This is a genomic window from Sneathiella sp. (assembly GCF_036960985.1).
Taxonomy (GTDB): Bacteria; Pseudomonadota; Alphaproteobacteria; order Sneathiellales; family Sneathiellaceae; genus Sneathiella.
Genome location: NZ_JBALWD010000019.1, coordinates 1 through 23940 on the forward strand (window position 1 = coordinate 1; position 23940 = coordinate 23940).

The 23940-nt window shown below is 48.8% G+C and carries 22 protein-coding genes and 2 pseudogenes; 7 read left to right on the plus strand and 17 right to left on the minus strand.

The genetic code is table 11. The features are described from left to right. Positions 1 to 136: 136 nt before the first annotated feature. From V7723_RS11995 to dctP, 5 genes are read right to left on the minus strand one after another with little or no spacing between them, the layout of a single operon-like run. Positions 137 to 1333 (minus strand): cytochrome P450, encoded by a 1197-nt coding sequence (locus V7723_RS11995; RefSeq protein WP_335684713.1) that lies wholly within the window; start codon positions 1331 to 1333, stop codon positions 137 to 139. A gap of 45 nt (positions 1334 to 1378) precedes the next feature. Then, positions 1379 to 1792, minus strand: a complete 414-nt coding sequence (locus V7723_RS12000) for an OsmC family protein (RefSeq protein ID WP_335684714.1) — start codon at positions 1790 to 1792, stop codon at positions 1379 to 1381. A 16-nt stretch (positions 1793 to 1808) separates the two neighbouring features. Further along, positions 1809 to 3098, minus strand: a complete 1290-nt coding sequence (locus V7723_RS12005) for a TRAP transporter large permease (RefSeq protein ID WP_335684715.1) — start codon at positions 3096 to 3098, stop codon at positions 1809 to 1811. Next, entirely contained in the window at positions 3098 to 3646 is a 549-nt protein-coding gene (locus V7723_RS12010) for a TRAP transporter small permease (protein ID WP_335684716.1), read from the minus strand. Before V7723_RS12010 ends, V7723_RS12005 begins: the two co-directional genes overlap by 1 nt. Before the next feature lie 9 nt (positions 3647 to 3655). After that, positions 3656 to 4666 carry a TRAP transporter substrate-binding protein DctP gene (gene dctP, locus V7723_RS12015; RefSeq protein ID WP_335684717.1) on the minus strand — a complete coding sequence of 337 codons (1011 nt, stop codon included), beginning with the start codon at positions 4664 to 4666 and terminating at the stop codon, positions 3656 to 3658. A 193-nt stretch (positions 4667 to 4859) separates the two neighbouring features. Between dctP and V7723_RS12020 the strand changes: the two genes are divergently transcribed. Both V7723_RS12020 and V7723_RS12025 read left to right on the plus strand, forming a co-directional pair. Continuing rightward, positions 4860 to 5477: an IS6 family transposase gene (locus V7723_RS12020; protein WP_335684718.1), complete on the plus strand. Its 618-nt coding sequence runs from the start codon at positions 4860 to 4862 to the stop codon at positions 5475 to 5477. Next, positions 5474 to 6172, plus strand: coding sequence for an IS6 family transposase (locus V7723_RS12025; protein WP_335684719.1), 699 nt, complete (start codon positions 5474 to 5476; stop codon positions 6170 to 6172). Before V7723_RS12020 ends, V7723_RS12025 begins: the two co-directional genes overlap by 4 nt. Positions 6173 to 6280: 108 nt before the next feature. On the opposite strand, the gene V7723_RS12030 is transcribed toward V7723_RS12025, so the two are convergent. The 8 genes from V7723_RS12030 to V7723_RS12065 form a co-directional block, all read right to left on the minus strand. Further along, complete coding sequence (locus tag V7723_RS12030; RefSeq protein ID WP_335684720.1) at positions 6281 to 7135, minus strand: ABC transporter permease; 855 nt, start codon at positions 7133 to 7135, stop codon at positions 6281 to 6283. A 4-nt stretch (positions 7136 to 7139) separates the two neighbouring features. Continuing rightward, positions 7140 to 8414 carry an ABC transporter permease gene (locus tag V7723_RS12035; RefSeq protein ID WP_335684721.1) on the minus strand — a complete coding sequence of 425 codons (1275 nt, stop codon included), beginning with the start codon at positions 8412 to 8414 and terminating at the stop codon, positions 7140 to 7142. Positions 8415 to 8498: 84 nt separating this feature from the next. Continuing rightward, positions 8499 to 9593 (minus strand): extracellular solute-binding protein, encoded by a 1095-nt coding sequence (locus V7723_RS12040; RefSeq protein ID WP_335684722.1) that lies wholly within the window; start codon positions 9591 to 9593, stop codon positions 8499 to 8501. A 77-nt stretch (positions 9594 to 9670) separates the two neighbouring features. Beyond that, a complete protein-coding gene (locus V7723_RS12045; RefSeq protein ID WP_335684723.1) occupies positions 9671 to 10762 on the minus strand; it encodes an ABC transporter ATP-binding protein in 1092 nt (363 codons plus the stop codon). 75 nt (positions 10763 to 10837) lie between these two features. Continuing rightward, positions 10838 to 11599, minus strand: coding sequence for a maleate cis-trans isomerase family protein (locus V7723_RS12050; RefSeq protein ID WP_335684724.1), 762 nt, complete (start codon positions 11597 to 11599; stop codon positions 10838 to 10840). Between the two features lie 10 nt (positions 11600 to 11609). Then, complete coding sequence (locus V7723_RS12055) at positions 11610 to 12782, minus strand: M24 family metallopeptidase (protein WP_335684725.1); 1173 nt, start codon at positions 12780 to 12782, stop codon at positions 11610 to 11612. Then, a complete protein-coding gene (locus V7723_RS12060; protein ID WP_335684726.1) occupies positions 12775 to 13983 on the minus strand; it encodes a diaminopropionate ammonia-lyase in 1209 nt (402 codons plus the stop codon). The genes V7723_RS12055 and V7723_RS12060 overlap by 8 nt, the downstream gene beginning before the upstream one ends. A 1-nt stretch (position 13984) precedes the next feature. Then, positions 13985 to 15169, minus strand: coding sequence for an amidohydrolase (locus V7723_RS12065; RefSeq protein ID WP_335684727.1), 1185 nt, complete (start codon positions 15167 to 15169; stop codon positions 13985 to 13987). Positions 15170 to 15289: 120 nt separating this feature from the next. Between V7723_RS12065 and V7723_RS12070 the strand changes: the two genes are divergently transcribed. Next, positions 15290 to 15748 carry an Lrp/AsnC family transcriptional regulator gene (locus V7723_RS12070; RefSeq protein WP_335684728.1) on the plus strand — a complete coding sequence of 153 codons (459 nt, stop codon included), beginning with the start codon at positions 15290 to 15292 and terminating at the stop codon, positions 15746 to 15748. 221 nt (positions 15749 to 15969) lie between these two features. On the opposite strand, the gene V7723_RS12075 is transcribed toward V7723_RS12070, so the two are convergent. The 4 genes from V7723_RS12075 to V7723_RS12090 all read right to left on the minus strand — a co-directional run bounded on the left by V7723_RS12075 (position 15970) and on the right by V7723_RS12090 (position 19709). Further along, entirely contained in the window at positions 15970 to 18120 is a 2151-nt protein-coding gene (locus V7723_RS12075) for a xanthine dehydrogenase family protein molybdopterin-binding subunit (protein WP_335684729.1), read from the minus strand. A gap of 4 nt (positions 18121 to 18124) precedes the next feature. Continuing rightward, a complete protein-coding gene (locus tag V7723_RS12080) occupies positions 18125 to 18577 on the minus strand; it encodes a (2Fe-2S)-binding protein (RefSeq protein ID WP_335684730.1) in 453 nt (150 codons plus the stop codon). Between the two features lie 19 nt (positions 18578 to 18596). Beyond that, positions 18597 to 19193 carry an O-methyltransferase gene (locus V7723_RS12085; RefSeq protein ID WP_335684731.1) on the minus strand — a complete coding sequence of 199 codons (597 nt, stop codon included), beginning with the start codon at positions 19191 to 19193 and terminating at the stop codon, positions 18597 to 18599. Positions 19194 to 19271: 78 nt separating this feature from the next. Continuing rightward, positions 19272 to 19709 carry a MoaF-related domain-containing protein gene (locus tag V7723_RS12090; RefSeq protein ID WP_335684732.1) on the minus strand — a complete coding sequence of 146 codons (438 nt, stop codon included), beginning with the start codon at positions 19707 to 19709 and terminating at the stop codon, positions 19272 to 19274. Positions 19710 to 19811: 102 nt separating this feature from the next. Between V7723_RS12090 and V7723_RS12095 the strand changes: the two genes are divergently transcribed. From V7723_RS12095 to V7723_RS12110, 4 genes and pseudogenes are all read left to right on the plus strand, one after another. Next, positions 19812 to 20747 (plus strand): LysR family transcriptional regulator, encoded by a 936-nt coding sequence (locus tag V7723_RS12095; protein ID WP_335684733.1) that lies wholly within the window; start codon positions 19812 to 19814, stop codon positions 20745 to 20747. A 332-nt stretch (positions 20748 to 21079) separates the two neighbouring features. Further along, a pseudogene (locus V7723_RS12100) lies at positions 21080 to 21537 on the plus strand (IS6 family transposase). Between the two features lie 336 nt (positions 21538 to 21873). Continuing rightward, positions 21874 to 22908 (plus strand): ACR3 family arsenite efflux transporter, encoded by a 1035-nt coding sequence (gene arsB, locus V7723_RS12105; protein WP_335684734.1) that lies wholly within the window; start codon positions 21874 to 21876, stop codon positions 22906 to 22908. A gap of 327 nt (positions 22909 to 23235) precedes the next feature. Then, positions 23236 to 23930 (plus strand): annotated as a pseudogene (locus V7723_RS12110) (IS6 family transposase). The last annotated feature ends 10 nt before the right edge of the window (positions 23931 to 23940 follow it).

A 23940-nucleotide genomic window follows, 5' to 3' on the forward strand; every position in this document is an offset into this window, starting at 1 on the left:
AACCGACCTCATCTAAAGGAAAGTCGCGCTGAAGCTTTTGGCGTTTGGGCAACAGCAAGCGCCGCTGTTTAAATAATATAGCTGAGACTTCATCACGCATACGGAAAGTTAATGTGACAATACCCGGAGATCTTCTCTATTTAAAAATCACCGGCAACGAAGTTGGTCCACGAAAGGCAAATCCCCGGAAATTTACGGCAATTCTGTTATTCAGTGACAGCACAGGAAAACGGTCAAACAGCTTGGGTAGGGTTACTTCAGAAATTAACAGGCGATACATATCGCCCCCCAGACATTTATGAGGCCCATTCCCAAAGGTCTGATTAACACGCGGCTCTCGATGGACATTGAACTGATGCGGCTGATCCCAGACATCCTCATCGTGATTTGCCGACGCCTGAATGGCCATTACGGTTTCACCCTCGGGAATGATGACGCCCCTCATGATCAATGCCTTTTTGACTATCCTCGGGCTGGCCTGAATTGGCGCCACCCAGCGCAACCCTTCTTCGCAGGCCCGATCCCAAGCTTTTTGATCTCTACAATACCACAGTTGATCCGGGTGGCTGAGCAATCCACACAAAGTGGAAAGCAGGGCATCCCGTGTTTCGATCACTGCACCACCGATACAAATTTTCATATTGGTTCTAATCTGGCTAAGCGCAATCGGGTCAGACTGGTTCGCCATTGATGACAGTACAGAGCAATCGGGGCTTTTCAGATGCAACTCGATCATTTGATCGAAGCATTCGTTCATTTCCTCATTTGCCTGATCGCTACTTTCGAAAATAGCCGGATCAAATGCCGCGTTCATTGCACCTCTGATCAACGCTGACGCCCAGTCGAACAATTGTTCGTCAGTCACACCTTCAATCCCCAAGAGCAGTTTCAAATACCCGGCACTCAATGGTGCCGCCAAATCATGCAAAAGGTCTGCTGTTTCCCGTGTGGCAAGTTTCTCGATCAACCGGTCTGTCAAACGCTCAAATTTGGGTTTCCAATGCTGATATAGGAGCGAAGGCTTGAAAGCACTTTCCATAGCTTGACGTTCGCGCAAGTGTTCACAGCCATCTTTGCGCATCAAGGTGTGGCCGCCAAATGCTCGTTGCATAGGCGTCGTAGTATCGAATGAACCAAAATGTTCTAAATCAGTTTTGACGCGGTAGGTATCTTCCGCCTTCGTGAAAACGATGCGTCCGATTGCCTTTAACCGCGCAATCGGCATTTCCCGCCTTAGCCGCCGATAAACTTCTTCCGGATTTTCTTCCAGCATTGAAAGAGTGGTTTGGGTATCAATTGGGACTTCCATGCCTTTGGCGGGGACTTCTCTCATTGTGTTCTCCGATTAATGTCCTGCCGCTATGGCAAAGGAATTGAATTAAACGGCCTGATCCGGTTCAAAAAAGATTTCTACTTCACAATTCAATGTATTGCTAACCGTGCAGATCGATTTCGCTTGCCTCACGATGCGGGGCGCCAACTCTTCATCGTCGACCAAGCTGCCCAATATGGTGATGTCCATCTTTTCAATTCGCCCAGGCAGTACCGGTGCTTTGATCCCCACAACTTTCACCATAAAAGGATTGAGCGAAACTTTATGCTGATCTGCCGACCATTGCATCGATTTCACAATACACGAACCAAGCGATGCAATGAGTGTATCAACCGGAGTATTTGTCGGTGGATAGGGGCTGGTGTTCGATGGATCAGTGTGGGCATATTGAATGCCATCCATACCATCAAATATGACAAATACCGGTCCAAACGATTTTGGCTTAACTTTCAAGGCCATCTAAGTGTTTCCTGTGTCAGAAAAGAAGATTTGGCAGGAACAATGCCAATACCGGAAAAAGAGTGAGGATCAAGATCGTGAACAGATGAATAATCCAATAAGGAATAGTGGCAGTTGCGACCCGTCCAAGACTGACTTCATTATTGGTTAGCGCCGTCAGGACAGACAGGTTCAGCCCGACCGGAGGCGTTATTTGCCCTATCTCGATAACAATCGTGATTACAACGCCAATCCAGATCGGATCAAACCCCAAGCCGGTCAGAAGCGGAAATACCACGGGGAGTGTCATGATCATCAGCGAAAGCCCGTCGAAGAAACAACCGAGGATCAGGTAAATCAGCACGACCATCAGCAACACCATGTGTGTGCCGAGACCGCTTTCGGCGACTGCCCCGAGGATTTGCTGAGGGACGCCCAGAACGCTGACCGATTGTGCGAGAATTGTTGCGCCAAGCACTAGGAACCCAACCGCAGAAAACAAGAGTACTGATTGGTATATTGCTTCTACCAATTTGCGGAATGTGAGATCCCCCCAAAGGGAGCAAATAAAGATGGCCAGGACAACGCCTATACCGGCTGCTTCTGTCGGTGTAGCGAGGCCCCCAACGATGCTTCCGATGACCGCGAAAATCAACGCCAGCAATGGCCAGATCTGTTTGAACCCGGCGAGCGTCTCAAGTAACGAACTCTGAGCCACGTCGCGCGGAGCAAGGCCCGGATTACGCAGGCATTTAACCAAAAGGTAAACCATGAACAGACTACCCACTAGCAATCCCGGAATGATGCCGGCCGCAAAAAGCCGACCAATTGAAGTTTCCGTTAACGCTCCAAAGATCAGAAAAGAGAGGCTTGGCGGGATAAGCAGACCAAGTGTGCCGCCGCCTGCCAAACTGCCGACCACAGTGTCTTTGTCATAACCTCGTTTCGACATCTCAGGGTAAGCAACAGAACCCACGGCGGCCGCAGTCGAAAGGCTTGATCCACTGACCGCACCAAACAATGTGCAGACGGCGATATTCGTATGCAATAACCCGCCAGGGATCTTCCGAAACAAGGGGGAAAAGGCCGAATATGCCTTTTCACTGATCCCGCTTCGTAGCAGGATTTCTCCCAGCAGAATGAACATGGGCACGGCGCTGAGCGTGAAAGAATTGAAGACGCTCCAAATTGCATCCACTGCCAAAGAAGTCGCCCCATTTGAGAAAAAATACAGGATGATGAGCCCCGTCAAGCCAAGGGCAGCACCCAGCGCCACGCCAGTGCTGGCGGTTGCAATCAATCCCCCGATAAGAGTGGTCCAGAACATCAGCCGTGATCCCCATCAGGTTTGGAGTCCACGGCCTCGATATCTGCATCGTCGTCAACGCGATCTATAGCACCGGTCAAACGAGCGACAAGAATAGCACACGTAATAATGAGCGAAAGCGGCATGAGTGCCATCCAAGGATACAGCAGGATCCGCGTCGTTTCGGTCTTGAGGTTTCTTTCAAAGGCAAACTCCCACCAGGGAATGGTTTCCAAAATCAGCCAGGAGAAGAAGCCGATTCCGACTGCCAATCCGGCAGTCTGGATCACGACATGCCATTTGTCTTTCAACAAGTCGACCACAAGCGCGACGCGGACATGCTTTGCCCTCATGGTTACCATGGGCAGGCCAAGAAAAAGCGATACACTCAACAACAATCCAACGACTTCTTCGGTGATATGGAGAGGCGTATTTGCAAATTTTCGCATTAAGACGCTTGTGACGATGATACCAACGATTGCGACCATTCCAACGGCGGCGGTTGCCGCACACGCAAGGGCCAGCTTGTCCAGCCCTTGCGTAAGAGCGCTCTTAATCGATTTTGCCATTGGTCCTGATCAGCGCCCGAGAGCTTTCAGGACACGCTCACGGTAGGCAGGGGCATTTCCACCAGCTTCTTCGGCCAGCATTTTCCATGTTTCAGTGACGGAAGACACAAACAGATCACGATCGGCCTGCGGGAAATCTTCGCCCCAGATTATACCGCCTTCGACCAGTTTATCGCGAGCAGCCAGCTCGCGCTCGAAGTCGTCTTCATATTGGTTGGTACGATTCCAAAGATCTTCTGCGGCTTTGGCAACTGCCTGCTTGATCCTGTCATCTGTTGCGTCCCAGCGTTCAGTAGAAACGCCAATCACATAAGGGCCAGATGCCATCGGGTACAGGAACGACGCGTATTTTGCGACTTCCTGAAGCGACACAGTATGCGCATAAAGTGCAGGATAGAGCGCACAATCGACAACCCCGGTTTTCATGGCAACGTACATCTCCTCTTGTGGAATGATCTGTGCTGCTACCCCAAGACGAGTAAAAGTTTCAACCTGGTCACGCGCCCAAACTCGTAGCTTTTTTGATTTCAAGTCTTCTATGGACCTGATAGGCTCATCACGGCAGAACACCGAAACTGACAGCATGGGAATGGCTGCATAACCAACCGACGACACTCCCCATTCCCTGAACTCTTCTTCATAGATTTCACGGACGGTTGGTATTGCTTTTTCGAATTCTTCGATGGAACTAATTGTCCCTTGCACGACCACTGAGCTAAGCGCAGGCGCATCTCGTCCGAGGTAATTGGCCCACATCAAGCTCATTTCCACCGCGCCTTTTGGTAAAAATCGTAGTGTGTCCGTGTTCGGCAAACCCAAGGATCCACCACTGTATATTTTCAGCGTGGTTTCTCCAGCAAGCGCCTCGTTTACATCGGCAGCAAATTTCTCCAATTCAGCTGATTCCGGGCGAGTTTCCGGCAGAAAATTGTTAAACCGCCATTCGTCGGCAGCAGCAGCGGGCAGAGCAAAACTAAGTCCGGTTAGGCCAGCTGATAGAATTTTTAAAAGTTTATTCATGATGATTTCTCCCAAAGAAAATAGCATAACATTACGTAGCAGAAAATTTCTACCAATTGTCTACTGGTTTCGGAGAATTATGGGGCAATTGACCGATAGAAGTGAAAATAATTAACTCATATACACAAAACGAGACAGGTGTTGTCACATTAACTTCGTGGAAAATAGTCCGACGTTGGATCAGTTTTCTTCAATGAATAAAACCTCCTATTCTCGTCATCGGTTTCCGCCCCACGTCATTCAGCACACAGTCTGGTTGTACGCTCTATTTACACTGAGCTATCGAGATGTTGGAGATCTGTTGGCCGAACGAAGCCTGGATATTTCCTATGAAACGGTTCGACGTCGGTTCCTGAAATTTGGAGCGCCCATTGCTCGAAACTTAAGGTTCTCCCGCCCTACTCCCAATGATACTTGGCATTTGGATAAAATGGTCATCGTTATTAGAGGAAAACGCCATTTTCTGTGGCGTGCCGTTGACGGTGAAGGCGAAGTGCTGGATTTCCTTGTACAGCCAAAACGAAACGCTAAAGCTGCCTTGGAACCGATGCGCAAACTACTCAAGAAACAAGGCTATGCGCCAACCCACATAGTAACAGATAAATTAAAATCATATCACAATGCGTTTCGAACTCCAGGCTTGAATGCTGAGCATATTGATAACAAACGATCTAATAATCGGATGAAAAACTCTCATTTTCCAGTCCGTCGAAAAGAGCGAAAAATGCAAAAGTTTAAGTCACCCGGATCGGCATCGGCAGAGGAAAAACACTTGAGCTATCACGAAGCTGGATTTACGGTCGGTGCATGAAAAATCCATTTCGCTATTTCAAGACGTCACCTGAAATCATTCGCTTGGCCGTCATGCTGTATGTTCGATATCCACTTTCGTTGCGTCCGGTCGAAGACATCCTTCATGAGCGTGGGATCGACTTAAGTTACGAAACAATCCGGGTTTGGAGGAATCGCTTTGGGCCTTTATTTGCATCAGAAATCAGAAAGAAAAGAGCCGTAACTCAGCGCCAGTCGGCACGGTGGCAATGGTACTTAGATGAAGTATTCGTCCGGATCAACGGCGAGATGCATTACCTTTGGAGAGCAGTTGATCATGAAGGAGAAATTCTTGAAGCTTTTGTCACAAAGCGACGTAACCGTAGTGCCGCCCTGAAGTTTCTAAAGAAAGTCATGAAGCGGTGCGGCAATCCAAAAGTGATTGTGACGGATAAGCTTCGTTCCTATCGAGCTGCGATGAAAGAAATAGGCAACGCTGATCAGCAGGAAACCGGGCGATGGCTAAACAATCGGGCTGAGAAGTCGCATCAACCCTTCCGACGACGAGAACGCGCAATGATCAAATTCAGAGCGACAAAATCGTTGCAAAAATTTGTTTCAATCCATTCCTCAGCTCATAATCATTTTAATTTGGAACGCCATCTCACAAGCCGACAACAATTCAAACTTAATCGAGAAGCTGCTCTTGCAGACTGGCGTCAGCTCGCTGCCTGAAAAGTTACGCTGCGCGTCGTTTTAGCGCTTCTTTATTTTACTCTGACAGTGCCCGGATAACAGCAAAGCCAATTGAGACGCCACATTGTCTATCGAGCGCATGAACGATTATTGCGCGGTCATACCACGCAGTTTCTCAGACCGACGGCGAAGAAGTTCAATTATGGTCAGGAGCACAATAGAAATTGCTACGAGGATCGTAGCGACAGCGAGGATTGTCGGGCTTATTTGCTCTCGCAAGCCAGTGAACATTTGCCACGGAAGGGTTTTCTGGCCGTTTGAACCCACGAACAGTACCACAACCACTTCATCAAACGAGGTGATAAAGGCGAAGAGCCCTCCAGCAATCACCCCGGGAAGAATGAGCGGCATCTGAACCTTGAAAAATGTCCTGAGAGGGCCCGCACCTAAACTCGCCGAAGCTCTGGCAAGACTATTATCAAACCCGACAAGGGTTGCCGTAACGGAAATTATTACAAAGGGAACGCCCAACGCCGCGTGCGCTAAAACCACCCCCCAATAGGTCCCCTGCAACCCAATCCTGCTGTAAAAGAAATACATTCCTGCAGCAGAAATAATCAATGGCACGATCATTGGAGAAATTAACAGTGCCATGATTAGGCGACGAAACGGGACATGAGGTTGGCTCAACCCCACTGCAGCCATTGTGCCTATTCCTACCGATAGAAAAGTGGCAGCTGGCGCGATCCGCAGGGAATTTTTTAGCGCAAGCTGCCAGTCATCGTTGGTAAAAAAATCTGCATAATGCTTGAGCGAATATCCGGCAGGATCTAACGCCAGCATTTCCGGCGTGAAGGTAAAAAAGTTTTGTGCATTAAAACTCAAAGGGATGATCACAATAATTGGTGCGATCAGAAAAAAGAAAACCAGAATACAGATAAGACGAAAGGAATAGTGCCAAATCCGTTGAGGGACAGTGGTGTATATAGGAAGTGAGCTCATTGGATTATCCTAACTTCACGTTATCAATACCGACAACCCTGTCGTAAACCCAATACAGCGCCGTTACTAAAATCAGTAAGATCGCCCCCAGGGCGGCGGCAAGACCCCAGTTTAGTGAGGTCGATATATGATACGCTATGCGGTTTGAGATAAAGACACCGTCTGTTCCGCCAACCAGTTCAGGCGTAATGTAATAACCAATCGAGAGAATGAACACGAGGATGGAACCGGCGCCAATGCCCGGTACGGACTGAGGAAAATAGACCCGCCAAAAAGCAGTCGAGTTGGTCGCCCCTAATGATTTTGCAGCACGGACATAGCTTGGAGGAATGGTCTTCATAACTGAATAAAGCGGCAATATCATAAATGGCAGTAGAATATGGGTCATGGCGATAATGGTGCCGAACTGGTTGTTTATGAGTGCCAACCGATGAGCATCATCAACAATCCTCATCCAGACCAGAGCATCGTTAATGACTCCTTGTTGTTGCAACAAAACCTTCCAGGCCGAAGTTCTTACCAAAAGGGATGTCCAAAATGGCAATAGCACCAGGATCAGAAGAATGTTGGAAGTGCGCATCGGCAGGTTTGCGAGCAACCATGCAACCGGATAGCCTAGCAAAATACAGCCCAACGTAATCGTCAGCGACATAAACAATGTACGCTTCAATAACAACAGATAAATACGCTGATCTTCATCCCGCATTGCAATGCCATCTGCCCCCAACTTGAGATCGACAGCATTGAGGAAATAACCAGCTGTATAAGGGGAGGAATAGGTTTTTATTGTTCGCCAAACTTCAGGGTTTCCCCAGTTTCTGTCGATTTTAAGGAACTTTCCCTTGAACGGTGCATCGGCATCTACATCCCATTTTTTAGCTTTTCGTCCCGATTTTCGAAACAAAGACGAGATACCCGAATGTTCATAATTCAGCCTGGACGCAAGCTTCATATGCTGTCGAGCGGCCGCGGCTATTTTTAAATCTTCGGCAAGCGCTGCAAACACATTTTCTTCAGGAGCATCGCCACTATCAGTATCCCAGCCTTCAAGAGCTACGACCGTCCGTGGGAGCGTTTCCGATACGATTTGATTTTCGACAGATCGGAACAGCATATCCGCAATAGGTATGATGAAGGTGATAAGAATGAAGAGGAGCAACGGGACTATGAGGATAACGGCCCGGAATTTTTGACGGCGCAGGGCACGTTGAAGGCTTTTTTTCAACGGTTTGCCATCGGCACCAAGAACTGGTCTGTTTTCTATAAAAGTGGTAGACATCGCCTGTTCCCTCCCACTGCTAGCAGCTTCGTTGTTCGCTGCAGGAGCGACCCGAAGATCGCTCCTCATCTTTTGTGCGCTTGTTTAGTTTGCAAGCCAGGTCTGGAATTTCGCGTCCAGATCATCCCTGTAATCCGCCCACCAAGTGAAATTAAACAGGAACGAGTTTTTGGCATTAACGGGATTCGTTGGCATGTGCGGCGCCATATCTATGCCTAACTCAGCATGTTTACCGACCAAAGCAGCAGAGGATATACGGGCAGGGCCATAAGGAATATACTTAGCCTGATCTGCCAAACGTTGCGTATCTGTGGCAAACCTTAGATAGTCAAGGGCCCGCTTTTTGCGCTCATCAGATAAGCCTACAGGAATAATCCAGCCATCCAAGTCAAATACTTGCGCATCCCAAAGCATTGCAACCGGCTGCTTCTGTTCTTCGATCAAGGCAAATAAACGACCGTTAAAGGTAGAACCCATAACAATCTCGCCGGACGCCAATAACTGTGGTGTATCGGCAAAGGCCGTGTACCAGATAACCTGATCCTTAATGGTATCTAGCTTTGCAAAGGCGCGGGCTAGCCCTTCTTCCGTTTCAAGAACATTATAAATTTCATCCTTTTCAACACCGTCGCAATAAAGCGCCCATTCCAAATTATTGATTGGTCGTTTTTCAAGTGCCCGCTTGCCAGGATAGGTCTCCAGATCAAATAAAGCACAGATACTTGTTGGCGGCGTATCACCTACCAAATCGGTGCGATAACCGACGGTCGTTGAATAGACAATATTCGGGATGTGACACTCCGAAACGATGAGGTCATTGAAATCCTTCGTCACAGAGGTCCCATCTGGGGCTGGGTTCAGATCTTTCTCCGGATCAATTATCATCGCCAAACCCTCATCACACATGCGTATGGCGTCTGAGGCCACGGCATCAACAACGTCCCAGGTGATATTACCGGCTTCTGTCATGGCACGCAGCTTTGCGACTGCTTCTGCAGATGAATCTGAATTGATAATATTTATCTCTGGGTTTAGCTTCATATACGGTTCATGATATGCCTTTTGCTGTGACTTCTGATAGGCACCGCCCCAAGACACGATGGTCATGTCATCAGCAACTGCTGGACTAGCAGCTAAGGCCGCGATACAAATTCCTAATGTAAGATGCTTGAAACTCATTATTTCTCTCCCATTTTGTGATTTAGATATGCTTAAATGCCACTGACAGCGCCAGTATTGCATTTGTCTATGCCGGGTTAGCTGGCATCCAGCGCTCGGCAATCTTCGATGTTCCAACTCATATGAGCCGTCTCCCCTTTTATGAGATGCTGGTGACCAGCAGCATTTGGAACTTTGACAATAAATTCATCATTTTCAGCTACTTGCATCCGGCATCTAATGTGGTCTCCGAGGTATATTAGTTCTTTAACTTCGCCGTTGGCTCTATTTGGTCCTTTGTCCGCGAGAGATACCCGTTCGGGACGGATGGATAACACCGTCCGATCTCCGACCCCGCCGCAATTAACACGGCGCGCAGAGACCATGAGACCGCCGTCAACTAATACTTCAGCAGTTTCGTTGTCGATTTTTTTGATCGTGCCATTAAGCTTATTATTTTCGCCAATAAATTGAGCCACAAAGGCATTTTCCGGGCGCTCATATAGATCACTCGGCTTTGCAAGCTGTTGGATGCGGCCATTCTCAAACACCGCAACCCTGTCAGACATGGTCAGTGCTTCGGTCTGATCATGTGTCACATATACGACTGTCACGCCCAGACGTTCATGCAGGTGTTTGATTTCAAACTGCATATGCTCGCGCAACTGCTTGTCGAGAGCACCCAACGGCTCATCCATCAACACAAGTTCAGGCTCAAACACCAAGGCACGTGCCAGGGCAACCCGTTGCTGTTGACCTCCTGACAATTGGGCTGGCCGGCGTCCTCCCATGGTGCCCATCTGCACCATATCTAATGCGCGCTTAACCTTAACTTCCCTGTCGGCCTTGTTCATTTTGCGAACAGTCAACGGGAAGGCGAGGTTTTCGGCAACGCTCATATGCGGAAACAGAGCATAGTTCTGAAAAACCATTCCAATTCCCCGTTTATGTGGGGCAATATTGTTAATGGGTTTACCCGCCAGCAAAATATCGCCGTGAGTCGCCGTCTCAAACCCTGCTAGCATCATCAAACAGGTAGTCTTGCCTGAACCGGACGGACCCAGCATTGTCAAAAATTCTCCTTCAGCAATGCTAAGGTTCAAATCCTTTACTACCAGCGTTTCCCCGTCATAGCTTTTTTGGACATGGTCGAAGACGACAAAAGTGTTCGGGTTTGATGTTTCACGCATACGCCCCTCCCTGTGCTTTAAAGCCAACTTCTTTCGGCATTGACTGTTCGGCCGTTTTTAAAATGCAAATCATTGTCATGCCGGTACTCCTGAGGGGTTTGTAAATAGCACCCCTAAACGGGGGTTTGATGGCGTGATTTCGGCGAGTTTCTGCATATGCCAAGCCAAAGCAGAATTGCTTGAAAGGACCGGCTTTCCGATACGTCGTTCCGCTTCCTCAACGATGCCGGCTACCCGCAAATTAGTGCAAGCAACAAAAACTGCATCGCACTCCGCTTCTGCGTCAACGGCTTCTATGGCGGCGAGTATCGAGTCTGGAGTAATCCGCGCTACTACTCGATCATCACTTTCGTTGAAGGAGCCAAATGCCACAACTTCATGTCCGTTTTGCTCGAGCATTCCCCGCATTTTTGCTGAAACTTCTGCGACGTAAGGCGTTACAAACCCGATACGTGTTGCTCCAAGAAATCTACAGGCTGAAAGAGCCGCACTAATCGGATCAGTAACTTTGGATTCAGGTCGTGCACTTCGAATTGCATTGGCAACACCGTCCGGACCAATGACTGTCGCCGCGGAAGTACATCCATATCCAATCACATCAAGGTTCAAAGACGTCGGGAACAGGGCTGCAGAAGCAGGAAGATCTTTTTCCATTTGCACTAGTGTTTCTGAGGAAACCTCTGTCTGCATCGGAATACGGCTGTGATAGAGCACAACTCCTGGAATATCCATCATTCGCGCCATTTCGGACTCAATGGTTTCGTCCGTTTGCAACACGATCAAACCGAAGTTTGCCTGGGTGCCGATGCCTTTATCTGTTGTATGTGCGAGATGCATGGCGGAATTCCTAAGTAAGAATTGGAAGATTGGGGGCAGCGCGGGCCGACAGCAATGTTGGTTCGCCATCACGGATGACAACATTTTCCTCATGTACCATAATACGCCCGTCGCCATAGCCCACTGAGGGTTCAAGAGTGATGACCATGTTCTCCGCTAACACCGTCTGGTCAAAGGCGGCGTGCGAGGGCCATTCTGTCAGCTGCATGCCCAATCCATGCCCCATCCGGCCAACATTCCCGTCCTGATCACCGAATTCATCGATCACTGATTGCATGGCTTTGAAGAGTTCCGCGCAGGTAACCCCAGGCCGAGCGGTTTTCAATCCTGCCTCAGTTGCGCGATACAGGACGTCATAAGCTTTTTTACTTAGGTCATCGGCCGATCCAATTGCAAAATTTCTGTCAAAATCGCAGAAATAACCATCGAATACTGAGCCGGTATCCATCATCAGAATGTCGCCATTCTCAAGCGGTCGAGATGAGGGCGGCGAAATGACATCGATATAGCCGCCCTGATCAGCACCCCCGACCAGGTAGGGCACGTCATCAGCGCCTTGCATCAAACATTCAATTTTAAACGCCCTAAAAGCGTCTATCAAAGGCTGACCATTTTGAAATATCCGTTCAGCCTCGCCGAACGCTCGAGATGCAATGTCACAAATGCTGCTTATTTTCTTAATTTCTGCTGCCGATTTAATCTGTCGCAGGCTTTTTATCACATCAGTCGCATCTACGATTTTTAGCCCTGCAAGGCTCTCCACAAGACGTTCGTAATCTGCGAGAGGCATCCGTAAGTTGGTTTCGGGTCCTTTTAACATCCCAATTCGGCTGCCTGTCTCGGCGTAAGGCGCCAGAAGATGTTGCAATAACGAGATGCCATCATCTTCAGGACACGGTGCGCTCCAGGATCTGATATCCTTCACCCAGGTTGTGCGCATTAACGCGGCCCCAATCTCAGGGATCACGGCAATAGGCAATCCAGCTTCCGGCAACAGGAGAAACCACGGCCGCGTAGGGCTTTGCCAAAAAAGTGTTTGAAAACCACTGAAATACCGAATTTCCGCCTCAGTCGTCAAAAGTATTCCAGCTAATCCCTGGTCAGCCATAAGTCGTTGGGCACTTTCTAAGCGACTTTCGAATTCGGCGGTTTCAAAGCCTCGCTGGCTAATGATTTCAGGCATGGTCAACCTCTTTCATCAATTCAGCATGGACTGCAGGATCTGTTATTCCCTCTGACCCGATTGCGAGAATTACAGAATTCCTGTCCAAACCTAGAGTGTCACGCAATTCCTCCCCTCGAGAACTCATGATTGCCGCAGCCAAACCTGCTACAGCAGATTCACCGGCCTCTATGACAGGATCTGAGCCGATGGGGGACATCAAGAGGTGCATTGCCGGCGCAACAACTTGATCAGAAATAGTCAAAAAATCCTGGGCTTCCTCGCTCAGAATTGACCACGCCATATTGGACGGCTCACCGCAGGACAAACCAGCCATAACCGTTTCACGTTCAATCTTGACAGTTCTCGCTTCGCCAGCTTTGGCGCTTTCGAACAGGCAGGCAGCGCGATCCGGTTCTACAATGACAACACGGGGGCTGTTGTCTCCCCAATATTGCCGAAACGCCGCACAAACAGACGCCGCCAGGCCTCCAACACCACCTTGCAAGAAGACATGGGTCGGCGGGGCGACAAGTGAATCCACAATCTCGCCAACCATCACGCCGTAGCCCGCCATAACCTGTCGAGGCGGCTCGGTATATCCTTCCCAAGAAGTATCCGAAACAACAAACCAGCCATTTTTCTCCGCTTCAAGCCGAGCAAGACGAACGGAAGCGTCGTAGTCACCCTCAATCTGGATAACCGTCGCGCCCAATTCACGCATAGCATCGGCTCTTCCTTTGCTGACTTCCGCATGAATATAAATACGGCAAGACGCCCCAAATCGTCGGCAGCCCCAGGCCAGAGAACGACCATGATTTCCATCTGTCGCGGATACCAGGGTTATATTCGACGCTTCCTTTGCGAACCGACCCTCTCGGACATCTTCAAGTGTTACGTCACCTGATGCGTTGGCCAATGTTCGTATTCTGGCGATTTCATCCCGCAGAATCTTTAAAGCCGCATACGCTCCGCCTAGTGCCTTAAAACTTCCCAGCCCAAAACGAGGGCCTTCATCCTTGTAGAGGACTTCCATTACGTTGAGCGCGGAAGCTAGATTTGTTAAGTGGTACATTGGGGTTGGCTCATAGCCTTCCCAAGCCGTAATTTCCCTGGCCGCATCAGCAAAAACTTTCGCCGACAACACAGTGAGGTAAGCTTCTCCATCGCGTGGTGTAATGCCAATGTGGTTGACCTTGGAGGTGTCAAAACAATCGAACATACTAGGCTTCCTTGATTGGTAAAAGCTCCGAGACCAGACTTACCCAAAACCGGGCACCGGTCGTCAAAGCGTCGTCATTAAAATCGTAATTTGAAGAATGCAGAGGTTTGCCATATACGTCCTCTGTGCCATTGCCCAAAAGTAAAAGACAGCCTGGGATCTCGTTCAAAAAATGTGCAAAATCCTCTGAAAAAGACATGGGTTCACGGTCCGCGATTACCTGGTTAGTTACGCGATGGGCGGCGCGTACTGCAGACGCTACGTTTTCAGGATGGTTGATTGTTTCTACGAACTCTGTCTGAAATTTAACGTTGACCTCGACTTCATGTGTCGCAGCAACCCCTGCCGCGATTTGCCGCATCAATTGTTCTATTCTAGATCGGTCCTCAGGCTTTTGTGACCGAACATCCCCTTTCAAAAGAGTATGCCCTGGCAATATGTTGCGGGCACCATCCGTAATGAATTCAGTCACCGAAACAACGGCCCCGCTTGCCGGCCGTAGTTTTCGAGCAACGATTGTCTGAAGTGTCTGAACGATCTCCGATCCAACCAAGATCGTATCAACGCCGACATCGGGCATGGAGGCATGACCGCCTTGTCCCTTAATCTCGATTTCGAACAAGCTTTCACTATTGCAAATCAGTCCGGGCCGGGTTGATATTTCACCTACCGGTGCGCCTGGCAGATTATGAATTGCGTAAATTTCCTCAATACAAAATCGCGCCAGAACATCTTCAGCCAACATAGCCTGCGCGCCCAATCCATTTTCTTCATTTGGCTGAAAGATAAATATGACAGTTCCGTCAAAGGCGCGCGTTTCAGACAGATAATTTGCAGCACCCAACAACATTGCCATATGTCCATCATGCCCGCAGGCATGCATCGTCTTCGGGACAAGAGACGCATAATTATGCGTCGAGGTTTCCTGGATAGGGAGCGCATCCAACTCGGCCCGCAATGCAATTACCCTTTGCGAACTACCTGTTTTAAGAATCCCAACAACGCCCTGATTCTGAAAAACCTGGATGTCAAAGCTTCTCAACGCTTCTGCCACACGATCAGCCGTACGTGTCTCGCAAAACCCAAGCTCGGGTAAACGATGTACATCATGGCGAAATTCGGCCATATATTCACTCAATGATGAGCTAATTTCGATGGCTTTGATGTCGTGAGATGTATTGAGCATTCTTGTATTTCCTTCCCTGAAAAAACTATATGCGTAATTGAAGGTGTCTTTTTCGCTGATACGGGCTAAAATTTTCTACTTTTCGTATTGTTTCACCTAAAAAGGTCTGAATTTCGGAATATGGATAACTTTGATCGTCAAATACTTTCTGTTTTACAGACAGATTCGCGCCTTACGGCTGAGAAGATTGGCGATCTTGTGGGCTTGTCATCCGCAGCTGTTCAAAAGCGCATAAAGAAGATGCGTGACGCGAAAATTATCCTCAAAGAAATCGCGGTATTGGATCCGGCAAAATTAAATCAAAATGTGACCGTGATTGTTGAAGTATCCATGAACCAGGAAAGCAGAGAAGTGCTCGATGCGTTTAAAAAACGTATGCTTCATGCGCCCCAAGTACAGCAATGTTATTACACAACTGGTGAAGCTGACTTCATAATAATTATGGTCGTAAAAGATATGGCTGAATATACGGAATTCACCCACGAATACTTCTTTAGCACGTCACAAGTAAATAAATTTACGAGCTCCGTCGTTATGGACCGGGTTAAAACGGAACTTAGCATTCGTGTATATGAATAGGAAATCGAGTATTTTCACATGACTCTTTACTCGTCCAATTTAATCTTATTGAGGGAATTTAGAGCCTAATACGTCGTTGAAATACAACAACCCACATTCCAATAAACACCGATATTTTGCGCTCAAAAAAATTTGTGACAACGCCTGGTGAATCCTATTCTATCGAACACAGATGTCTGCATCTGAACCAAAGCTGACTTTCCGACATGGATCCACCGAATTTACCCAACCATTGGCAGACGCAAGGTTCTCTTGCCCGTCAAAGCACGAAGCGCATTGGCGACGGCTGGCAGAATGGGCGGAAGACCGGGTTCTCCTACGCCACCTGGTTTGTCGTTACCTTCGATGATACTGACTGAAATCTGAGGCATTTCAGCATGGCGGAGCGGCTCGAAATCGTGGAAATTGGACTGTTCAACTACACCGTCATCGATGGTGATTTGGCCCCGCAAAAGCGCGCCCAATCCATAGACGATACTGGAGTGCATCTGCGCTTCAATCTGTCCTGGATTTACAGCAATACCACAGTCAATAACGCAAAAGACCTTTTCTACGCGAATGTCGTCACTGTCCTGGCTGATTTCCACAGCTTCCGCGACAATGCTTCCAAAAGATTGGACGATTGCTATCCCACGGCCAATGCCCTGCGGCGCAGGTTGCTTCCAGCCCGCATCTGACTCCAGTTTGTTGAGTATTGCCAGGTAACGCGGTTCATCTCGGAGCAGGTTGCGACGGAAAGCAATTGGCTCCACACCAGCATCCAGTGCAAGATCATCCATCAAGCTTTCGATTACGAAGGGGTTGTGCGATGATCCCACAGCGCGCCAGAAATGAACCGGAATTTTAGTGTCATGCTCGACCCATGAAACCCGGACGTTGGGAATGTCGTAGGGCAGATTGACAAGCCCTTCCACCGCCTGTTCGTCGACCCCATCCTTTCCGATCAAAAAACGCGCACCCGCCCAGCTTGAAACCGACGGCGTCGCAACCTTGATATCAAGTGCCAGTAGATTGCCTTCATTGTCCAGTGTTCCGTGCGCGCGGGTGAGGTTGAAAGGCCTGTAATGGGCCGCCCGCATATCGTCTTCCCTCGAATAGACAAGCTTCACGGGCTTGCCGACAGCTTTTGCGATTTCCGCCGCTGCCTTGACGAAATCTTGTGCTGAACGGCGGCCAAACCCACCCCCAAGATAGGTCGTGTGTACCGCGACATTTTTAGGGTCTATCCCTGCGATCTCGCCGACTGATTGCTGGACCCAGCTCTGTGCCTGCACCGGTCCCCAGACCTCCGCGCTTTCGCCATTAATCGCCACAGTAAGGTTCAAAGGTTCCATGCAGGCGTGCGCGAGAAACGGCTGCTCAATTTCAAGATTGACGGACTTTGCGCCGTTGACTGCGGACACATCTCCTTTGGTTTCGGCAATAATACCGTCTTTGTCGAGCGCATCACGATAGCCTGCGCGCAGGTTTTCCATGTTCAAACCCGCAAAAGTACTTTCGCCCCATTCCACGGAGACGTCATCGCGCGCGGAATGTACGGCCCAGTAGTGATCGCCAATGACGGCAACGCCGGAGGAAATGGCGACGGCCGCCTGGACACCCGGTCGCGCAAGAGCCCGCGTCGCGTCAAACGACCTGACAGGTGCCAACAGCTGTGGCGGAAACACGACGGTGGCGGTCAGCAGTTCCGGGATCTGCACGTCTATTCCGAATTCCGCACGGCCCGTAATTTTTTGCATCGTGTCGAGACGTTTGACGGAAGTACCAATCAGACTTCGGGCGGGCTTCGGTTTCAGTGAAGGATTGGCGGGAACATCAAGCTGCGATGCGTCCACAACCAGCTCGCCAAAATTTGCCGTTTGACCCGTTGGGCCTGAAATAACGCCGTTAGCCGTCGATAAATCCCCAACATTCACAGCCCAGCGCTTTGCTGCAGCTTCTTCAAGCATCATACGTGCCGCCGCTCCCATGCTGCGCATGCGCTGCCATTCGGTGCGGATGCTGGTGGAGCCTCCTGTGACCATGAAACCGTTGCCGGGAAAACCGAATGCCGGAGAAGCTGGCGCCTGCACAATTTGGATGTTTTCCCATGCACAACCCAGCTCATCGCCGATCAGTTGAGCGATGCCGGTATGTATACCCTGACCCATCTCGGACTTGCCAACGTACATATTGACAATTCCGTCGGTCGTCACCTCGATATAGGCGCTGGGCTTGAATGCATTGCCGTCGTCTGCTTGCGTGGACGAAGTTTGAGTTTGTGCCTGTGAGCTACCTGCAAAGGAAACGGCTACCAGCAATCCGCCGACCGACACAGCGCCACTAGCCAGGAAACCGCGACGAGACAGATAGTTATGCGTAAATGGGTTCATCAGTCTAACTCCTTGCGGCAAGTTCGATTGCCTGGCGAATGCGGGCATAGGTTCCGCAGCGACATATGTTGCCGGACATGGCTTCGGTAATCTGTTGAGCATTTGGGGCAGCGTTATCTGCAAGCAAGGCTGTGGCGGACATGATCTGGCCGGGTTGGCAATAACCGCATTGTGGAACGTCGATCTCGACCCAGGCGGCCTGGACCTTTCTGCCCACTTCCGTGCTCCCCACAAACTCAATCGTTGTGACTTTTCCATTTGCGACCTCTGCCAGACTGGTCTGGCACGATCGAACCGCCTCTCCGTTGAGATGAACCGTGCAAGCGCCGCACAGCCCTGCACCGCAGCCAAATTTTGTGCCCTTGAGTTCCACGAGGTCGCGAAGGGCCCATAAGAGCGGCATGTCTTCCGGACCATCGATAGTGCGAAGTTCATCGTTCAGGGTAAATGTGGTCATTTAAATCACCTCTTTCTATTCATATTGGTGTATCGGTTGAGCGCTCGCCGCATCGAATTGATACTTCAAATCCGTCTGCTCCTGGCCGTGGCTGGTGCAGGCTACTGTGATATCTGCCAGACTGACGCAAATGGTGCAGATAGGGTTCAAGATCGGCTCCGAAGAGCACAACATTATCGGAGATCAATGTGCCGCCTTCCTGCAGCAGACCGCGTTCTTCGATTTTCAGAAGATCCGGCAGATAGTTTTGCGGAAAGTGGTCAATGAAAATGAGATCAAAGGGTGTTGTGAAGCAGTCCAGAACATTTTGTGAGGCACCTCGGTGCACAGTAATCTGGCCCGAAAGCCCCGCATAGGAAATGATGGCCTCGGCGGTATCAGCCAACGACCTATCAACTTCCACAGAATGGATTTCTGCTTGAGATCCGAGAACTTTTGCAAGCCGCAGAACCGAGTAACCGAAGTTGGTGCCCAGTTCGAGAATACGGTGGGCACCGCTTTGTGCGACGACCTGGTCGAAGAGAATACCTTTGTCGCGACCGAGGTGGATCATGCCTGAGGCACTTTGGGCATAACCGTCGATCGCACGGGCAACGGATGCGGGGTCTCCTCTCACGGCATCGTCGAAAATGAACTTCAGCAGGTGATCTTTCGTTGCGGCTTGCATTTTGTTTTGACCTCTTTCCATCAGTCGTCACTTAAATTCTGTGACCATCGCCTTCGTAAAGAACCGCACTCCATTCGCGAATACAGCATTGGCGTGCATGGTCATTGTTTGAAGATCAAGAACATCGACAACATTTGTGCCGTCCTTTTCGGTCCAGGACAGAAGAATAATTCCGGAATGGATATCGCGGCGGTCAAGCTTTTCGTCGGCCGTTTTGCCCTTGAGATCTCCGGGTGCTGAGAGATACGTCCAGCGAAGCCGGTCCTCAGCGAGGAACTCAGCCCGGATTTTGTAGTCCTCGATCTGATAGTCGAAGGTTCTGCCAGTGAGCTTGTTCATACGTTTTATCTGCGCGCCTTGCGTTTCGTCGCCGGCGAAGGCCGGAGTTGTTACCTGAAAAGGCAGTAACAATGCTGCGCTGACGAAAGCGGCAGTGACCGTCAGGCCAATTTTTGAGCAGATCATTTCTGGCTCCTTTTGTGATTGCAAATCGCTATTAGGCTTGTGCTCTTCCGCAAATTGATGCATCTAACGAAATTCGTCTAATGAATTAAGAGAATACACATTATGCAAAAATCGGATTTACTGCGCCGGAACGTCAGCCAACTTGTCGTTTTCGAATCCCTGCTGAAAACAGGGAACGTGACCCGTACCGCGGCGGAACTGAATATGAGTCAGCCAGCGGTCAGCAGGGCGCTTTCCAATCTGCGGGAGATGTTTGATGACTCGCTGTTTGTGCGCGGTCCGCGAGGCGTTGCACCGACGGAAAGGGCGCGGCAGCTAGCCGGACGAGTATCAGATATTGTCAACGAAATGACAGATCTGTTTTCACCAGAAGATTTTGACGTAGCATTGACGAAACGAACATTCCGAATTGCAACAACGGACTATGGCGCGGGAACCGTCATACTGGACATCTGCAAGGATTTTACAGAGCAGGCGCCGCACGCAAGTCTGGAAATTTCACCGCTTACTTCCGACGTCTTTCGTGATCTCGCCGAAGGCACCAGTGATATCCTGCTTTATGTCGATGCACCCGTACCCGACAATCTAGAGAGCGAGGATCTATTTGAAGAGAGTTATTCCTGCGTTTGCCGTAAGGGACATCCTGTCATCCAGGACGTAGAAAACGGTGTCATTCCACTCAAGGCTTTCCTGGCTCACCCGCACGCTTTGATAACAGTGTTCGGCGGTCGCTACGGAATGATTGATGCACTGCTTAAGGAACAAGGTCTACAACGGCATATCGCTCTCAGGCTGCCGTATTTTTCGACTGCACCGTTGATCGTCGCAAAATCAAATATGCTGCTGACGCTTCCCACACGCACCGCAAAGCATTTCGCGGCAATGGCCGATATGGAATGTCTGCAAGCTCCTTTAGAAATCGAAAGTTTCCGTTACATCCAGGTTTGGCATAAGCGCACAGATCTTGACCCTGCCCTAGTGTGGTTGCGCCAGTTAATCAAGAGCCATGCAGGTCTTCGCTATGAGGCCGCACCTTAATCATGAAGAATTTCAACGCGCCCATGACCAACTCAAACAGGTGTTGTCACATTAACTTCGTGGAAAAAAATTCAACGTTGAATTAGTCTTCTTCGATGAAAAAGATCTCCTATCAGCGCCATCGTTTCTCGCCTCATATCATCCAGCATGCCGTCTGGCTTTATGCCCGATTTACACTGAATTATCGGGATGTAGAAGATCTACTGTCCGAACGGGGATTGGATATTTCTTACGAAACAGTTCGAAGATGGTTTCTAAAGTTTGGCGAACCAAGAGCCAGAAACCTGAGATCTTTCCGCCCCACTTCCAATGATATCTGGCACCTGGACGAGATGGTCATCGTCATTCGAGGAAGGCAGCATTTCTTATGGCGTGCTGTTGATAGTGAGGGCGAAGTCTTGGATTTCTTGTACAATCAAGGCGAACCGCCAAAGCTGCCTTGAACCTGATGAGAAAATTATTGAAGAAGCAGGGTTTCGCGCCAACGCAAATCGTCACAAATAAGCTGAAATCCCATCATAAAGCGTTTCGAATTCTAGGCTTGAAATCCGAGCATTTTGATAATAAAAGAGCGAACAATCGGGCAGAAAACTCACATCTTCCTATCCGGCGAAGAGAACGAAAAATGCAGAAGTTTAAGTCACCCGGATCTGCTCAGAGATTTCTCAATATCCAGTCTGTTACTTACAATAGTTTTTATCTTCAACGTCACCTAATAAATCGATCTCACCTCAAGCAAAGTAGTGCTAAAGCGTTTGGCATTTGGGCGACCGCAAGCGCAGCTGCCTAAACATTTTTCCTGAGGTTTCTCTGCGACTTTCGCAAGTCAATGTGACAATGCCTAATTTATACTCCTGAACCAAGCTTTGATTTTGATCAAACGGGAGAGCTCGGTATTAGCTTGAGCAAAATCAAAGTAATAGGGTAATGCAATGCTAAAGTGAAAGCTCATCACTGAATTCCAAACGTATCTGAGCAGTATAGGTCGATTAAGCAGCGAACGGTAATGAATACGGCGTATAGATATATTAGGCAAGAAATTCGCGAACCTTCAAATGAATTAGAACCGAGACAAATTTTTTGAGGTACGAGCGTGAAATAATCGCTGTTGAAAGGAAACAATTTAATGGGCGCATTTGAGAGATATTTATCAGTATGGGTTGCCCTATGTATTACTGCGGGTGTCCTGCTGGGCTTTCTGTTTCCCGATGCATTTTCTGCAATCGCCAAATTTGAATGGGCCCACGTCAATATTGTAGTCGCAGTATTTATCTGGGTCATGATTTATCCGATGATGGTCAAGGTGGATTTTTCGGCAGTGAAGGACATAGGTTCGCGTCCCAAGGGTTTGATCCTCACCCTCGTCATAAATTGGCTCATCAAGCCATTTACGATGGCGGGGCTTGGATGGCTTTTCTTTAAAGTATTCTTTGCGAATTGGGTCGACCCACAATCGGCCAATGAGTATATCGCGGGCATGATTTTATTAGGTGTGGCGCCTTGTACAGCCATGGTTTTTGTCTGGAGCGAGCTTACTAAAGGGGATCCCAACTATACGCTTATACAAGTGTCCGTAAACGATGTAATCATGGTGTTTGCATTCGCCCCTATTGCCGCATTGTTGCTTGGTGTCAGCGATATTCAAATACCATGGGAAACGTTGTTGCTCTCTGTCGTGCTTTATGTGGTGATTCCGCTATTAGCAGGTATTTGGACACGCCACCTATTTGAATCTCGCAAGGACGAGGAACATCTCCGTCATTTTCTTCATATTCTCAAGCCTTGGTCGATTCTTGGATTATTAGCCACGGTCATTTTACTATTTGGTTTTCAGGCAGAAGTAATTCTCGATCAGCCGCAAACTATAGCGCTGATTGCAGTACCGCTGCTGCTGCAAACTTATGGTATTTTTGGCGTTGGCTATGCTGCCGCCAAAATATTAAAATTACCATTCAATATTGCCGCCCCAGCTTGCCTAATTGGTGCTTCAAATTTTTTTGAACTTGCGGTAGCCGTCGCTATATCTTTATTTGGCCTGCATTCCGGTGCCGCGCTCGCCACTGTGGTCGGTGTATTAGTTGAAGTTCCGGTCATGTTATCATTGGTCGCTTTCGCTAATCGAACTCAGCATTGGTTCAGGAAAGACGCCAATATAGGTTGACGACATTCTGTTTTATGCCTTTCAGATGACGAAATGCATAATCTACGAGTTAAGGTCTCAACCGTGAATGCAGCGATCAACCTGTAAGAAACTACAACTATGATCCTATTCTACTAAGCAAATAACCAATAAAATAGACGACTACAGCCGCGATCCCACCGATCAGAAATGTTTCACCTCCCGACCGCCACCACGGGACCATTTACCAACGGCTTTTCGTCATGCCGATTGAGAAAAACGCAAGGCCTGTCAGGTAAATAGATATCTCGAAGGCATTGTCACATTAACTTCCTAGCAAAGAGATCGTGATTGAATTAATTTTCATTGATGCAAAAGATTTCCTATTCCCGGCACCGATTTCCACCTCATATCATTCAACATGCAGTTTGGCTTTATGCTCGATTTACGCTGAGCTATCGGGATATCGAAGATCTGTTGGCGGAACGAGGCCTAGATATTTCTTACGAAACCGTTCGGCGGTGGTTTTTGAAGTTAGGCGAACCAATTGCCTGAAATCTGAAAACCCCCCGCCCTACTCCCAATGATATTTGGCATTTAGACGAAATGGTCATTGTTATTCGAGGAAAACGGCATTTTCTTTGGCGTGCTGTTGATAACGAAGGTGAAGTTCTGGATTTTCTTGTACAATCCAAAAGAAACACGAAAGCTGCCTTGAAATTAATGCGGAAATTACTGAAGAAGCAAGGATTTGCACCAACGCAGATCGTCACAGATAAACTGAAGTCTTATCACAAGGCATTTCAAACTCTGGGCATGAGCGTCGAGCATATTGACAACAAATGATCATACAATCGAGCGGAAAACTCGCATCTTCCGGTCCGTCGAAGAGAGCGAAAAATGCAAAAGTTTAAGTCACCTGGATCCGCTCAAAATTTCTCAATATTCAATCCGCCACGTACAATACTTTCTATGTTCAACGCCACCTACTCAATCGAATTCACTTCAAGCAGCTACGCGATGAAGCTTTTGGGGTTTGGGCAGCTGCAAGCGCCGCTGCCTGAGAATTTGTAA

What these genes read in the sequence shown, in the direction of transcription:
- V7723_RS12030 (WP_335684720.1), bottom strand. Translation starts at nt 7,135, where the DNA reads ATGAGCTCACTTCCTATATACACCACTGTCCCTCAACGGATTTGGCAC.
- V7723_RS12055 (WP_335684725.1), bottom strand. Translation starts at nt 12,782, where the DNA reads ATGCCTGAAATCATTAGCCAGCGAGGCTTTGAAACCGCCGAATTCGAA.
- V7723_RS12080 (WP_335684730.1), bottom strand. Translation starts at nt 18,577, where the DNA reads ATGACCACATTTACCCTGAACGATGAACTTCGCACTATCGATGGTCCG.
- V7723_RS12005 (WP_335684715.1), bottom strand. Translation starts at nt 3,098, where the DNA reads ATGTTCTGGACCACTCTTATCGGGGGATTGATTGCAACCGCCAGCACT.
- V7723_RS12045 (WP_335684723.1), bottom strand. Translation starts at nt 10,762, where the DNA reads ATGCGTGAAACATCAAACCCGAACACTTTTGTCGTCTTCGACCATGTC.
- V7723_RS12070 (WP_335684728.1), top strand. Translation starts at nt 15,290, where the DNA reads ATGGATAACTTTGATCGTCAAATACTTTCTGTTTTACAGACAGATTCG.
- V7723_RS12010 (WP_335684716.1), bottom strand. Translation starts at nt 3,646, where the DNA reads ATGGCAAAATCGATTAAGAGCGCTCTTACGCAAGGGCTGGACAAGCTG.
- V7723_RS12090 (WP_335684732.1), bottom strand. Translation starts at nt 19,709, where the DNA reads ATGATCTGCTCAAAAATTGGCCTGACGGTCACTGCCGCTTTCGTCAGC.
- V7723_RS12060 (WP_335684726.1), bottom strand. Translation starts at nt 13,983, where the DNA reads ATGTTCGATTGTTTTGACACCTCCAAGGTCAACCACATTGGCATTACA.
- V7723_RS12020 (WP_335684718.1), top strand. Translation starts at nt 4,860, where the DNA reads ATGAATAAAACCTCCTATTCTCGTCATCGGTTTCCGCCCCACGTCATT.
- dctP (WP_335684717.1), bottom strand. Translation starts at nt 4,666, where the DNA reads ATGAATAAACTTTTAAAAATTCTATCAGCTGGCCTAACCGGACTTAGT.
- V7723_RS12075 (WP_335684729.1), bottom strand. Translation starts at nt 18,120, where the DNA reads ATGAACCCATTTACGCATAACTATCTGTCTCGTCGCGGTTTCCTGGCT.
- V7723_RS12025 (WP_335684719.1), top strand. Translation starts at nt 5,474, where the DNA reads ATGAAAAATCCATTTCGCTATTTCAAGACGTCACCTGAAATCATTCGC.
- V7723_RS12035 (WP_335684721.1), bottom strand. Translation starts at nt 8,414, where the DNA reads ATGTCTACCACTTTTATAGAAAACAGACCAGTTCTTGGTGCCGATGGC.
- arsB (WP_335684734.1), top strand. Translation starts at nt 21,874, where the DNA reads ATGGGCGCATTTGAGAGATATTTATCAGTATGGGTTGCCCTATGTATT.
- V7723_RS12095 (WP_335684733.1), top strand. Translation starts at nt 19,812, where the DNA reads ATGCAAAAATCGGATTTACTGCGCCGGAACGTCAGCCAACTTGTCGTT.
- V7723_RS12050 (WP_335684724.1), bottom strand. Translation starts at nt 11,599, where the DNA reads ATGCATCTCGCACATACAACAGATAAAGGCATCGGCACCCAGGCAAAC.
- V7723_RS11995 (WP_335684713.1), bottom strand. Translation starts at nt 1,333, where the DNA reads ATGAGAGAAGTCCCCGCCAAAGGCATGGAAGTCCCAATTGATACCCAA.
- V7723_RS12040 (WP_335684722.1), bottom strand. Translation starts at nt 9,593, where the DNA reads ATGAGTTTCAAGCATCTTACATTAGGAATTTGTATCGCGGCCTTAGCT.
- V7723_RS12065 (WP_335684727.1), bottom strand. Translation starts at nt 15,169, where the DNA reads ATGCTCAATACATCTCACGACATCAAAGCCATCGAAATTAGCTCATCA.
- V7723_RS12000 (WP_335684714.1), bottom strand. Translation starts at nt 1,792, where the DNA reads ATGGCCTTGAAAGTTAAGCCAAAATCGTTTGGACCGGTATTTGTCATA.